This is a genomic window from Anaplasma marginale str. Florida (assembly GCF_000215485.1).
Classification (GTDB): Bacteria; Pseudomonadota; Alphaproteobacteria; order Rickettsiales; family Anaplasmataceae; genus Anaplasma; species Anaplasma marginale.
The window spans coordinates 1-12,725 of record NZ_AFMS01000151.1; the positions used below are offsets into that span (position 1 = coordinate 1).

The following is a 12,725-nucleotide window of genomic DNA, read 5'->3' on the forward strand; positions in this document are numbered from 1 at the left end:
GCGCAAAATACCAGCAAATTGGTACTCAGAGATGGTATCAGGAACGGGAGCGACCGCAGAAATTAGGGTTGCAGGGTCAGACCCTATGACAACAGCTGCGGGAAAATCCCCCCTGCCTTCTTTCACCCATCTGCGATACTGTTGCGCCCCACCTCGGTGCCTTAGCCATCGCATGATTGTGGAATTTTTGCTAACAACTTGCATGCGATACACACCGAGGTTGAAATTATCTTCACGAGACGCAGACGGCCCGCGCGTCACAACTATGGGCCATGTTATAAGAGGAGCTGGCTCCCCAGGCCAACAGGTTTGTATGGGTAGCTTACGTAGGTCTACATCGTCACCAACCATAATCACTTCGTGGCACGGCGCCTTTTTGACAACCCTAGTGCGCGCAGCAACAACATTACGCAACATGGGAACCATAGTTAGTAGGTCCCTAAAAGATTCTGGAGGAGTAGGAGACCTCAAAAAAGCCAGCAGCTCCCCTATACCGCGTAGACCACAAGGCTCGACCCCAAGGCCAAGTGCAACCCTCTCAACAGTGCCGAACAGGTTAACCAAGACTGGTATGCTGCAAGGCCCATGTTCTGTGACCACATTTTTGAAAAGCACAGCCGGACCCTGCGCTGCCACCAACCTTCTGTGAATTTCTGTAATTTCAAAAACTGAGGATACTTCCCCTTGTACATGGACGAAACACCCTCTAGCCTCCAGGAAGCTTACAAACTCCCCAAGACCCGCAAATGACATAGCAACCCGCGAGAAAACGGCACCCGGGCAAGGCTACCACATACACGGCAAAACACCAACAAAACCCTAGTGGCGCCATACAACACGCCACCACCGGCAATTTCCTCTCCTAGAGAGAAAGCCTCAGCCCAGCCTCTAGCCCGAAGTAAGCTATGTCCATACCGATGGGCAAGTTCACAGGTAGCAGCTTAGCATGGGTCTTGCTGCCGGTATGACGGGAGCAGTCAGTCCTCACAACCTCGTAACCACTCTGTGTAAGAATAACCTCGCCATTGCCCGCAAGCGCGCGGTAGTAGAGGCTGGCAAACCCGTGAACATTATTGCCAAACTTATAACTTGCACCAATCTTCGCCTGGTAAGAAACCCTTTTAGCATCAGAGTCGAACATGCTTACTTTTTCCAGACCAAACCCAGCACACACATATGGCAGAATGTTCTCATTCAAGCTGATACTAAAATCCCTGCACAAACTAGCAAGCACCGAGGAGAGCTGTACCCCTTCGTTTTTCACAATGACCATAGCGTTAGCATCGCCGCCATCAGTAGTGGCAGGAGGAGTAGCAGGCGCCCCTTTCCCCGAAGAAAGCTTCATGTGCACGGCGGAGTATCTATAGCCTTCAGAAGCGTACAGATCTCCCACCACACCCTCATCGTGGCCGGACGCGGGGCCTCCCCCCCGTCCTACGTCAAAGCTCTGCTTAGCCAGCTCCAGCTCAGCCCTAACCTGGCCCACAGGGTACCCCAAAACCACAGCAACACCATGCGCGCTACTATGGTAATCGGAGCCCCGCGCCAGCACCGGCCAAGGGTCAAACGAGTTTGCTGCGATAGTAACACCATTTAGGCGCACATGCCGCACATCTTGATCTTGTCCAGCAAACCACAGCATGGGCAGCGCATTCAGGGGCGCAGTTCTAAAAGAAGTGTCGAAAGAACCCTTAAATGCCAGGTCACCGAAAATAGGAGAGGCAGGCTTATACATGCCCCCAATATACAATCCGCCCACACCGCGTGCTATGCCATCCAAGGAAAAAGAAACTGCAGATGACGAGTAGGCCAAGAAAACACAACCAAGAGATACGGCAAGAAACCTTACAAAGCTCATCTGAAACCCTCAACACAAAGCCACGCACGATAGCCCGCCATAACAGCGGGCTATCGTACACCAAGTATTTACTCCCGTAGTATACACGCGTCAAGTGCATTCAAAGAATCATGAGCCAATAACCTGCAATCTCTGCGGTGAGCACGTAGCAAAGTGCAGAGAATGAGGAGTGATGTTTGAGGGTTGTAGTGAGCTAAAACATATACCTAGCGCCAAATTCCCCTCCAAAGTGAGCTATGCGCATATTGGCTTTAGCAGCCACAGGTTTGGGCACGATATCAAATCTTTCAGGTACTACAAGTGCCACGGAACTAAAGCGGCTGCTGTGAAGCATGTGGTAGTATGTACCAATAAATAGCGTCACACCCCGCGTCATCGGAATTCCCACACCCATTTTGCCCTGATATCCATGAGTAACGTCGCCAGTGTTTAGCAGACTCAACCTGTTCCCGCTTACGCCCACACATACGTATCCAAGTGCAGCACTAATTTGTATCTGTTCGTAGCATAAGTTCAGCGCTACGGAGGATACGTCGATTTTCCTGTTTTCCACAACTGCGTAGTTCCCTGGCATTATTGTCTGAGCCCTGACTAGCGCTATGTTGCATGCATCGTCCTTATTGACCGAACCAACCCCGCCTTTTGTCTCAAACACACTGTGAAACCGCTCTAATTCCAGTCTCACGGGGCCAGCGCTGTAGCCCACACCCCCAGCAAATTCCAGATAATCGCTATTGTAAAAAGGCGGCCTATACGGCCCAAAAGCTTTGTGGTTGTGTATATCAACAATAACGCTCCCATTCATGCTCATTTGCGCAACTGTTGCCACTCCTGGCGTAGAAAGCTGCCCTTCGCTTATCTTCAAATTACCAAAATCGGGAAAGCTGCTTTTGTAAGCGCCAATAAGGTACGCTCGCCCCTGTGATCTGAATTTGCGTAACGGGCAATTGCTTGCGGAAAAGGCCTGTGGAGGAAAAAGCAAAACCGCGATGAATATCCACACTCGAACGGAAATGCTGCCTTTTTTTGTTGCCCTCATCATAGATCCCATAATTATCCCCTAAAAATTAGCCGGAAGCGGCAACTCTCACACGATTTCGAAATCTCTCAACTATAAAGAATTCTCAACGATGCTCGGCGCTGCAGCGCGCCTTTCTAGAACAAAAACGTTAACCAAGAGCTAATGCAGAGGAAAATACGCGCATACACACCCAAGCGGCTGCGCACTTAGGAGAAGCAAGAAGGCAACATAACGCCGCTAGAAGAACCACCTAAGCCCAATTTCTGCCCCTAGGTAGCTTATATGCACGTCTGAAACTCGTACATCTAAACTACGACGGGGGTCATCCCTGGTCCTGCTAGACGCACCCCATTGGTAAGCGACAGGCACATCGTTAAAAGTGCTATCTAAAACTCTGTGCACAAAGGCGCTAACTACCAACTGCAGTGACTGAGACACCTGTTGATGGAACCCAATGCTCCCTTCCACGGAGAAAGCAGCTCTAGTCATATCAAGCAGATCCACAGCATCAATTCCAGATCCAACACAAAAGTGTGGCACGAACGGAGCCGTTATGAATTGCCTATCGGCGTCGTAACATACGCTCACCATGGTAGTAGTGCTACCAATGCCTTTGTGACGCACCGCCACCAGCCCATCGGTTACGGGCGCTGGCGCAGTAGACGGCTGTTGGCCAGCACTGCTGCCAGCACCAGCAGCATTCGTTGTGGCAGCAGCATTTGTTGTGGCAGCGGCATCGTCAGTTTCGCGTATTTCTTGGACTAATAGTACATCCCTATGGTCAATGAGGGCGTCACCCCTGGTGCGTATAGCACCAAAAAAGCTCCTCGCAACCTTAAATTCCAACCTAAAGCCGCGGTCAGCAGCACCCAAAACACCAAACACACCCGTGTAGTCAGAAGAGTACGTCACTGAAGCGGCCCTTGCTGACCGCATTTTTTCTATCATGCGGCTATCAACTTCACGCGCCTCCAGAGGACCGCAACATGTATCCAGACCCGGCGCAAAAACATCAGCAGTGCGCCCATCCATTGACATTGCAAGCCTACCAATATTCTGAAGCGCAGGCCGATACCCCATAGAAGCGTAAAACCCTGCAGCAGAGCACACCTCTGCATGCAACAAACATAAAAAACACACCGCCAAGGTTATAACGGCGAGCCTCCACCGCAAAGCCATCCCTTTCAACCCTCTCTGATCACCAACAGGGCCCGCCGCACGCGCCCAAGCACCACAACCATGCGGTGCATCCGCAATCACGTTACGACTCAACCATGCTGCCCCTGCTTTAACCATTTAGAAAACAAAAGTCAAGGTTGTAAACGGCTCATTATGGTAGTTATCATACAAAGCCCGGCCCTGCAGCCATGTTAGAGTAATTGTGCAGCAAAACAAAACCCGCAACTCTCTGGAGTTGAGCCATTCCTTGGTGGAACCACGGGGCTCCGGCACGTTTTATGACGCAGCCACCATATTTACAAAGCCTTAAAAAACGTTTCAAAAGGGATCTGTGCCCGTTTGCAGGCCAACTTTAAGGGTTTACATGAACTCGCGAAAGTAGTAGCATTCGGGCTGGCTTTTTGTTTCATATGCCAATGTCGTTGAACGTCTACTTGCCTGACCACCAATCCGTATCTGCAGTACGGCCCAGAATCACAGTTCTGGGCGTTGGTGGCGCTGGCGGTAATGCAGTAAACAACATGATACAGTCGTGCCTTCAGGGGGTCAACTTTATAGTTGCCAACACAGACGCCCAAGCGCTTGATTGCTCTCTGTCAGAAAAGAAAATTCAGCTCGGGATCAACCTAACGAAGGGGCTAGGCGCTGGCTCCCTACCAGAAGTTGGAAGGGGCGCCGCTGAGGAGTCCATAGACGAGATCATGGGAGAAATTGCCGACAGCAACATGCTATTTATAACAGCGGGTATGGGGGGCGGCACAGGTACAGGCGCCGCACCCGTGATTGCTAAGGCTGCCAAGGAAAACAAAATCCTGACTGTAGGAGTGGTAACCAAGCCGTTCCACTTTGAGGGTGCACATAGGATGAAAACCGCCGACTTGGGGCTGGAAGAACTTCAGCGGTATGTAGACACTCTTATAATAATCCCGAACCAGAACTTGTTTAGGATCGCAAACGAGAATACCACCTTCGCGGACGCGTTCAAGCTCGCGGATACGGTGCTTCATACGGGAGTAAGAGGCATAACTGACCTTATGGTGATGCCTGGGTTGATCAACCTCGATTTTGCCGACATAAAAGTTGTGATGAGCGAAATGGGCAAGGCAATGATGGGAACTGGAGAGGCAGAGGGAGAGCATCGAGCTGTAATCGCCGCAGAAGCCGCGATCTCCAACCCCCTTCTTGATAATATTTCCATGAAGGGCGCCAGGGGGATCTTGATAAATATCACTGGGGGCCTGGACCTTACTTTGTTTGAAGTGGACGCGGCCGCGAACAGAATCAGGGAAGAAGTCGATGATAATGCCAACATCATATTTGGCTCCACGTTCAACGAGGAAAGCAGCGGGAAGATTAGAGTCTCTGTTCTTGCCACTGGTATCGACAGTGTGCGCCCCGCGCAAAGGCCCCATAGTGTCGAGCAACAACAGCCGCAGCGAATCAGCGATTTTGATTTCGATAGTGAACTAAGCTCGCTCAATCCCGAGAATGGCAGCACCATGGCCTATTACAAGCCTAGTCTTCCTGAGGAGGATGCCATGGCTGATGCGCATGCTGCCGCGGAAAAACAGCAGCCGCCTCAAAAATCCGGTACATTTAACTGGGGTGAATCATTCGACGTACCGGCATTCCTCAGAAAAAAGGAAAAATTGTGAAAACATTGGGCAGTGGCAAATCTGCCAACAACGAAAGGGTGTGGCAGCGTCTGGTCCCGTGATGGCGCGGGCGCAGAAATTCGCCCACCAGATGGAGTTGTATAGTAAAGAGGTGCCGGCAGGGAGGAAGGATTTTGTAGTCAAGCCGAAATGGAATTTGGAACATCAATCAACGCATACTCGTATTATATTCATACATGGCAGTGGTTCATACATTTGGCACGCCGCACTTCATGCGCATCATCGGCAGCAACAACTAATCGTCCGCATCTGGGAACGTGGCACTCCACAGGCAGTAAGCACTTTTGCGCACCGAGCTATACGCGGGAAAGAGGCCTTGCTGCGCAGTATAAACACCACACGCGTGTAGCATCACATGATTGAAGTTAATATACACACACGAGGGTGGTACAAATTGGTTGGTAAGCCCAAAACCTCCGCGAAACGTGTGATCAGGTTTTGTTTATCAGAGTTAGACATTACCAAGTATGACCCAAAAGTTTTTGTTGTTTTGGCCAATGACGCACTACTCCTCGAGCTCAATTCCCAGTACAGGGGAATCCACAAAGCCACCAATGTCCTTTCCTTCAGTTATGAAAAACTATCTCCAGGCTGCTGTTTGGGAGAAATATATTTGTCCATGGAACGGATAGCGGAAGAATCGCTGGAAATGGACGTGGCTGTCAGGTCGCATTTCTTTCATATGCTGATACACGGAATGTTGCATATATTGGGATACGACCACGAGGAACCCGAAGAGGCAATCACAATGCAGGCATTGGAAGTGGGGCTACTTGCCAAGCTTGGAATACGCAATCCATATGTTCCACGTGAAACATAGCATGCCGACAAGCCTACCAAAATTTAGGGTGACAATGCCAGCCACTCACGTATAATCCGAGCAGTGGACGGTATTGTCAATGGCTAAGGTTTTTGCGGTTGTAAATCAGAAAGGCGGCGTTGGTAAGACTACAACTAGCATAAACTTGGCAACGGCGTTCGCTGTTGTCGGGAAGTCGACCCTAATGGTAGACCTTGATCCGCAGGGCAACAGCAGTAGCGGGCTGGGCATACCGTACTCTTCAAGATCGCCGGACATTTACAGGGTCTTGGTCGATAACCATCCGATTACAGAAGCGATTAGAAGTACCTGTATACCCAATCTATCCATCGTACCTTCTACTATTGATCTGTCTGCGGCAGAGTTGGGGCTTGCACAGATGGAGTCCAGGGAGTTTGTACTGAAAAATTGCCTACTACACACTGCGGAGTATCAGTACGTATTTGTAGATTGTCCTCCGTCACTTGGCTTGCTCACTATAAACGCATTGGCCGCAGCGCATTCCGTGATCATCCCCATGCAATGTGAGTTCTTCGCACTGGAAGGGCTAAAACACTTAATGAAAACCGTAAATCTCGTCAAAAAGCGCCTAAATCCCTCTCTGACTATCGAGGGCATTTTACTCACGATGTATGATCGCAGAAACAATCTGAGTGAGCAGGTAGAGGAAAACATCAGGGAGCATCTACGCGAGAATGTATATAAAACTGTAATACCAAGAAACGTTCGGCTATCTGAAGCCCCATCGCACGGAAAGCCGGCAATAATCTATGACTATAAGTGCCCGGGTTCGCAGTCTTACATATATTTGGCAAAAGAAATACTAGAGCAGCAAAATAGAGTGCAGGCATTTCGTGCAGAGGGCGAAGTTTTGGAGCAAAAGCAATGAAGAGATCCTTAGGTAAAGGAATTCTGGAGCTAATTGGAGAAGAAAGTGAGGGCGATGCGGCTACTTTAACCATGGAGGCCCCAACGCGCATTAGGGTAAACATGTTACATCCAGGAAGATTTCAACCGAGGCGGAAATTTGATCAGGCAGCCATTAAGGAGTTGGCTAGCTCTATCGCCCGCAACGGGCTTATCCAGCCAATTATTGTAAGAAAGGACGCTGTGGGGGATAGGTACGAAATCATAGCTGGAGAGCGCAGGTGGAGAGCAAGCATAGCGGCAAAGCTTGTAGACGTACCCGTAATCGTCAGGAACGTTAGCGATAGCAAGTGTCTGGAGATCTCGGTAATCGAGAATATCCAGCGGGAGGACTTGACAGCACTAGAGGAGGCTGAGTCATACAAGAAGCTCATCGACGAATTTAACCATACACACGAAAGCTTGGCTGCGATACTCGGTAGAAGCAGGAGCCACATAACCAATATACTACGCATCCTTACGCTACCAGATTCTGTAAAGCGCATGATAAGCGACAGGTCCATATCTTTCGGCCACGCAAGATGCCTGTTGGGCGCAGAAAATCCTGAAGAGTTGGCCGAGAGGATTTTATCTTCAGGCATGAGTGTGAGAGAAACTGAGGCCATGGTGAAGGACCTGCAAAACCACACAGACATTGTGCAGGCCACCACCATGCGCATTGAGAGCTTCCTGCCCGGCAGGCTGGATACTGAGGTTAGGGTGAGGAAAAGCGGCAAGAAGCTCACTATAAACTTTACCAGCGAGGAAAAGTGTGAGGACTTTTTCAAAATGCTGGACAAACTTTAGGCGTTTTAGGATTGCTGGCGGCATGCTTAGGATGTAAAATTCCAGCATTGTGTATACACCTAAAAATCATGGTTCGCGGTGATATGGTGCTCCTGGGCGTGGTGCGCGCTCCACATGGGGTCATGGGACTCGTGAAGGTTAGAACGTTTACTGAAGATCCATCTCATATATCAGCGTATGGCCCGCTAACTGACGGGCACAATTGTTTTAACGTAACAGTAGTGTCAGTGCTGGGGGCGGATAGCGTAATAGCAAAATTTGACGGGCTTAGCTCAAGGACAGAATCAGAAAAGCTGCGCGGTAAACGCCTCTACGTCAGCAGATCTAGTTTACCGAGGCTGCAGGAAGACGAATTCTACGAGAACGAACTCATCGGGATGGATGCCAAACTCGAAGATGGCACAGCCTATGGAGTTATCTCGGCCATACTCAATTTTGGGTCGTGCGACATTATAGAGCTGTCTACAAGCACAGGTAAGGTAGTGATGGTCCCTTTCTCGCGGTCAACTTTCCCAGTGGTAGACGTGGAGCGCAGAGTTGTTATCGTTGTTCCACCTGAAGTTATTGGTGTGGGTAGCAGATGATTTTCAACGTCTTGACCATCTTTCCAGATATGTTCCCGGGTCCTCTTGGATATTCTACAGTAGGTAACGCGCTAAGGAAGGGCTTATGGTCTCTGAATGTGGTTGACATTCGGTCATTTGCCAGCGACAAACACTCAACAGTTGATGACAAGCCGTACGGCGGTGGCCCGGGAATGCTGATGAAGGCTGATGTGCTTGGTAGGTGCATAGATAGCGTGCTGGAGGCACATCCTGACACCAGATTGGTCTACACTTCCCCGAAGGGAAAGCAGTTCACTCAAGATATGTCTAGACAGATTGTCCATTTTGGCAATATAACTTTACTCTGTGGGCGTTTCGAAGGTATTGACGAGAGGGTTGTCGACGTTTATAACTTCCAGGAGGTCAGCATAGGCGACTATGTGATTTCCGGCGGAGAGCTGGCGGCCATGGTCGTGATTGACTCTTGTGTTAGAATGGTCACCGGGGTAATCGGCAACAAAGACAGTCTTACTCGTGAGAGCTTTGACTGTGGGCTGGAGTACCCTCAGTATACAAGGCCTGCCAGTTGGAAGGGGGTCTCGGTTCCTGATGTTCTTCTCAGAGGAAACCATAAGGAAACTGAGCTTTGGAGGTGTAAGATGTCCAGGATCATTACGGAACGCAGGCGTCCAGATTTGCTGAAGGATTGCGGCGGAGAAGAAGAAGGGAGTTCAAATGAGTAGCGTACTAGAAGAGTTCAATAAAAGACAGATAGAGTCACTTTCTGGAGTTGAAAGGCCTCATTTCCTCCCTGGAGACACTGTTAAGGTAGGAATAAACGTTTTTGACGGAGTGAACTGGAGGGTTCAGACTTTTGAGGGAGTGTGCATCAAAAAGCGCAATAGAGGCCTGCATTCGTCGTTCGTTCTGCGCAAGATAAGCTACAATGAAAGCATACAGTTACAGGTCTTCCTGCATTCCCCAAACATAAAGTCCATGGAGGTAGTGCGGTACGGTAGGGTGCGCAGGGCTAAACTGTATTACATGCTCAAACTCTTCGGAAAGGCGGCAAGAATTAAAGAGGCTGGGGATACCCGCAAGAAGCGTATTGCTAGCCAGCGTTCTGCCTCAGCATCCTAGCTGCACTCAGCTGCTGGACGCTGCCAGTGTTAGGAGGCCTATAGCTTTTTGTACTACCGCTTTTTGGACTTCAAACCGTGAGAGGTGGTTCCAGTCATACCGAAATGTTTGCACCTTTGAGCCTCGTTTAGCGAGCCCTATATGAACAACTCCGGTTTCTGGCTCTGTAGCAGCAGGGGCTTGGTTTGTAAAATGGGCGGTAGCACCGGCTATACCAGTTATCGAGACTGCTATATCAACATCCTCTAGTGTTTTTAGTACATTTTCAGCCATCATACCGGCAATTTCCTCGCTTACAACACCGTATTTATCTATTTCTTGTTGTGGAACCCCAAGCAGAAAGTGCTTCGAGCGTGTTGCATAGGTTACGACGGAAGAAAAAAGAACGCTAGAAACCCCGGGTACACACGAAAAAACGAATGCCAGCAACCCCCCCGTACAGGATTCGGCAAAAGAGACCTTTAAGCTCTGCCGTTGCAAGCGCTGTATACACACGGCCGCCTCTGCAATTAAGGCTTCTGGAATCAGCATATAAAGCTCGCTACAGACCTAAAATGGAATTATTATAGTGCGGCTCCCTATGGAAATCACCGCCTATGATAAACATTACCACCTCTTTTCCCAACAAGACAGCGGCGGCGTTTCACAAGCATGTCACGGGTTCCGAGGTGGCATCGGCCATGTTCCCTGAAATAGCAGGGTCTATAGTTGCGCTATTTGTTGATGGAAATTTACAAGATCTAGCAACCCCAATAAGCAAAGATGGCTCTGTTGACCCGGTAACAATAGAAAGCAACACTGGAATGGATATAATCAGGCATGACGCGGCTCACATCATGGCTAGGGCAGTAAGAGAGATCTTCCCTGATACTAAGCTGGCAATAGGCCCCACCATCGAGAATGGATTCTATTATGACTTTGACCTCTCCCATAGCCTGTCTGAGAAAGACTTTGAGGCCATAGAGAGAAAGATGTCAGACATTATTGCCAAAGACGAAAGGTTTGTTAGGGAAGTTTGGCCCAGGGAACGCGCGATAAAATTCTTCGAAGATTTGGGCGAGCACTACAAATTAGAAATCCTATCCAAAGTTCCCTTAGGCGAGGAGATAACTGTCTACAAACACGGAGAGTTCGTGGATCTTTGTAGGGGGCCACATGCCCCATCTGCTAGGTACGTCAAAGCATTTAAGCTCACCAAAATTTCCGGGGCATATTGGCTTGGAGACCAAAAAAACAAGATGTTGCAGCGAGTTTATGGCACCGCATGGCATAGCAGCGAAGCGCTTGCGTCCTACATTCACAACATGCAAGAAGCAGAAAAGAGAGATCATAGAAAAATAGCTAAAGATTTGGGATGGTTTCACATACAAAATGAAGCGCTCGGTCAGGTGTTCTGGCACGACAAAGGGTGGGTGATATACCGCATAATCGAAGAATACATAAGGTGCAAACTCAAGAAGCACGGGTATCTTGAGGTAAAAACTCCGATAATGCTCGACAGAAAGCTGTGGGAAAAGTCAGGCCATTGGGAGAAGTTTAAAGAAAACATGTTCGTAGTGGAGGACGACAAGAAAGAACTCGCTATAAAACCGATGAACTGCCCATGCCACGTACAGATATTCAAATCAAAGATAAGAAGTTACAAGGAGCTACCTATCCGTATGGCGGAATTTGGCATGTGCCACAGAAACGAGCCCTCGGGTTCGCTTTACGGGCTTATGAGAGTTCGGGGATTTACACAAGATGACGCACACATATTCTGCACGCATGAGCAGGTCAGAGACGAAGTGCTGCGATTTTATGAGCTACTCATGGAGGTATACAAGGATTTTGGTTTCGATAGCGTCACAGTAAAACTCTCAGATCGTCCAGAAAACAGAATAGGGTCTGATGAGATATGGGATAGATCTGAGCAATCTCTAATGGAGCCCATGAATGCATTGGGAGTGCAATATACAATCAATAAGGGAGAGGGGGCCTTCTACGGCCCTAAGTTAGAGTTTACCCTCAAAGATTCAATAGGTAGGGAGTGGCAGTGCGGCACTGTACAGCTGGATTTCGTACTACCCGACAGACTGGGTGCATATTATATAGGCGAGGACGGGAAAAAACACATTCCAGTAATTATACACCGGGCTGTTTTGGGAACTATTGAGAGGTTTATCGGCATTCTAATCGAGCATTACGCAGGCAATATTCCTGCGTGGCTCGCCCCAGTGCAGCTAGAAATACTCACCGTAAGTGGGGAGGTAGCAGAATATGCAAGGGACCTGGCAGAAATGGCATCGCAGGAAAATGTGCGAGTAGAATTGAACGCAGCAGAGGAAAACATAAGTCACAAAATACGTAAAGCCATTTTTAACAAAGTACCAATAGTATGGGTGGTGGGGAAAAGCGAAGCAGGTGACCGTTGTGTGTCCGTAAGGCGCTACGGGTCGGGTGAGACTTGTCGAATGGCGGCTGGTAAAGCGTTGAAAACGCTGTTGACTTGTGTTAGCATGCGCTAGCTTCTTTAGTTTGGGTTCATGGGTTAAAAGTGGAGAGAAAAGGGCCGAGAATTAACGAATTAATAATAGCCAGGAAAGTTAGACTCGTTGATGAGAAAGGTTCTATGGTTGGTGTAGTCGACATAGACGAGGCTATCGCCATGGCTCGGGAAGCTGAGCTAGACCTGGTTGAGGTAGTCAGCGAGGGAGAGTTCCCGATATGCAAAATATTCAACTACAGCAAGCAGAAGTACAACAAAAAGAAGTCTGGAGGGCCCAAGAGAAGC

The 12,725-nt window shown here is 49.1% G+C and carries 14 protein-coding genes; 9 read left to right on the forward strand and 5 right to left on the reverse strand.

Annotated features, from left to right (window positions below):
* From GAC_RS04370 to GAC_RS04385, 4 genes are all read right to left on the reverse strand, one after another.
* Positions 1 to 753, reverse strand: a 753-nt coding sequence (locus tag GAC_RS04370; RefSeq protein ID WP_037349542.1) for a UbiD family decarboxylase domain-containing protein, incomplete at its 3' end; no start/stop codon positions are given.
* Positions 754 to 862: 109 nt separating this feature from the next.
* The gene (locus GAC_RS04375; RefSeq protein WP_010268919.1) at positions 863 to 1,858 is read right to left on the reverse strand and encodes a P44/Msp2 family outer membrane protein; all 996 of its coding nucleotides are present in this window, start codon (positions 1,856 to 1,858) and stop codon (positions 863 to 865) included.
* A 193-nt stretch (positions 1,859 to 2,051) separates the two neighbouring features.
* The gene (locus GAC_RS04380) at positions 2,052 to 2,900 is read right to left on the reverse strand and encodes a P44/Msp2 family outer membrane protein (RefSeq protein WP_227013276.1); all 849 of its coding nucleotides are present in this window, start codon (positions 2,898 to 2,900) and stop codon (positions 2,052 to 2,054) included.
* Between the two features lie 216 nt (positions 2,901 to 3,116).
* Entirely contained in the window at positions 3,117 to 4,151 is a 1,035-nt protein-coding gene (locus GAC_RS04385) for a P44/Msp2 family outer membrane protein (protein ID WP_241759983.1), read from the reverse strand.
* A 323-nt stretch (positions 4,152 to 4,474) separates the two neighbouring features.
* Here GAC_RS04385 and ftsZ point away from each other — a divergent pair, with 323 nt between their 5' ends.
* The 7 genes from ftsZ (at position 4,475) to rplS (ending at position 9,952) form a co-directional block, all read left to right on the forward strand.
* Positions 4,475 to 5,713 carry a cell division protein FtsZ gene (ftsZ, locus tag GAC_RS04390; RefSeq protein ID WP_035017643.1) on the forward strand — a complete coding sequence of 413 codons (1,239 nt, stop codon included), beginning with the start codon at positions 4,475 to 4,477 and terminating at the stop codon, positions 5,711 to 5,713.
* Positions 5,714 to 6,089: 376 nt separating this feature from the next.
* Complete coding sequence (gene ybeY / locus GAC_RS04400; RefSeq protein WP_010268936.1) at positions 6,090 to 6,554, forward strand: rRNA maturation RNase YbeY; 465 nt, start codon at positions 6,090 to 6,092, stop codon at positions 6,552 to 6,554.
* Positions 6,555 to 6,633: 79 nt separating this feature from the next.
* Complete coding sequence (locus GAC_RS04405) at positions 6,634 to 7,443, forward strand: ParA family protein (protein WP_010266435.1); 810 nt, start codon at positions 6,634 to 6,636, stop codon at positions 7,441 to 7,443.
* Complete coding sequence (locus GAC_RS04410; RefSeq protein WP_010268939.1) at positions 7,440 to 8,267, forward strand: ParB/RepB/Spo0J family partition protein; 828 nt, start codon at positions 7,440 to 7,442, stop codon at positions 8,265 to 8,267. Before GAC_RS04405 ends, GAC_RS04410 begins: the two co-directional genes overlap by 4 nt.
* Before the next feature lie 68 nt (positions 8,268 to 8,335).
* Positions 8,336 to 8,851 carry a ribosome maturation factor RimM gene (rimM, locus tag GAC_RS04415; protein ID WP_012880317.1) on the forward strand — a complete coding sequence of 172 codons (516 nt, stop codon included), beginning with the start codon at positions 8,336 to 8,338 and terminating at the stop codon, positions 8,849 to 8,851.
* The gene (trmD, locus tag GAC_RS04420; RefSeq protein WP_010268948.1) at positions 8,848 to 9,555 is read left to right on the forward strand and encodes a tRNA (guanosine(37)-N1)-methyltransferase TrmD; all 708 of its coding nucleotides are present in this window, start codon (positions 8,848 to 8,850) and stop codon (positions 9,553 to 9,555) included. The genes rimM and trmD overlap by 4 nt, the downstream gene beginning before the upstream one ends.
* The gene (gene rplS, locus GAC_RS04425) at positions 9,548 to 9,952 is read left to right on the forward strand and encodes a 50S ribosomal protein L19 (protein ID WP_010268952.1); all 405 of its coding nucleotides are present in this window, start codon (positions 9,548 to 9,550) and stop codon (positions 9,950 to 9,952) included. Before trmD ends, rplS begins: the two co-directional genes overlap by 8 nt.
* A 6-nt stretch (positions 9,953 to 9,958) precedes the next feature.
* On the opposite strand, the gene GAC_RS04430 is transcribed toward rplS, so the two are convergent.
* Positions 9,959 to 10,483: a CinA family protein gene (locus GAC_RS04430; protein WP_010268956.1), complete on the reverse strand. Its 525-nt coding sequence runs from the start codon at positions 10,481 to 10,483 to the stop codon at positions 9,959 to 9,961.
* A 65-nt stretch (positions 10,484 to 10,548) separates the two neighbouring features.
* Between GAC_RS04430 and thrS the strand changes: the two genes are divergently transcribed.
* Entirely contained in the window at positions 10,549 to 12,459 is a 1,911-nt protein-coding gene (gene thrS / locus GAC_RS04435; protein ID WP_010268959.1) for a threonine--tRNA ligase, read from the forward strand.
* A gap of 29 nt (positions 12,460 to 12,488) precedes the next feature.
* Positions 12,489 to 12,725 (forward strand): translation initiation factor IF-3 (infC, locus tag GAC_RS04440; protein WP_037349544.1); only part of this gene is annotated, 237 nt, incomplete at its 3' end.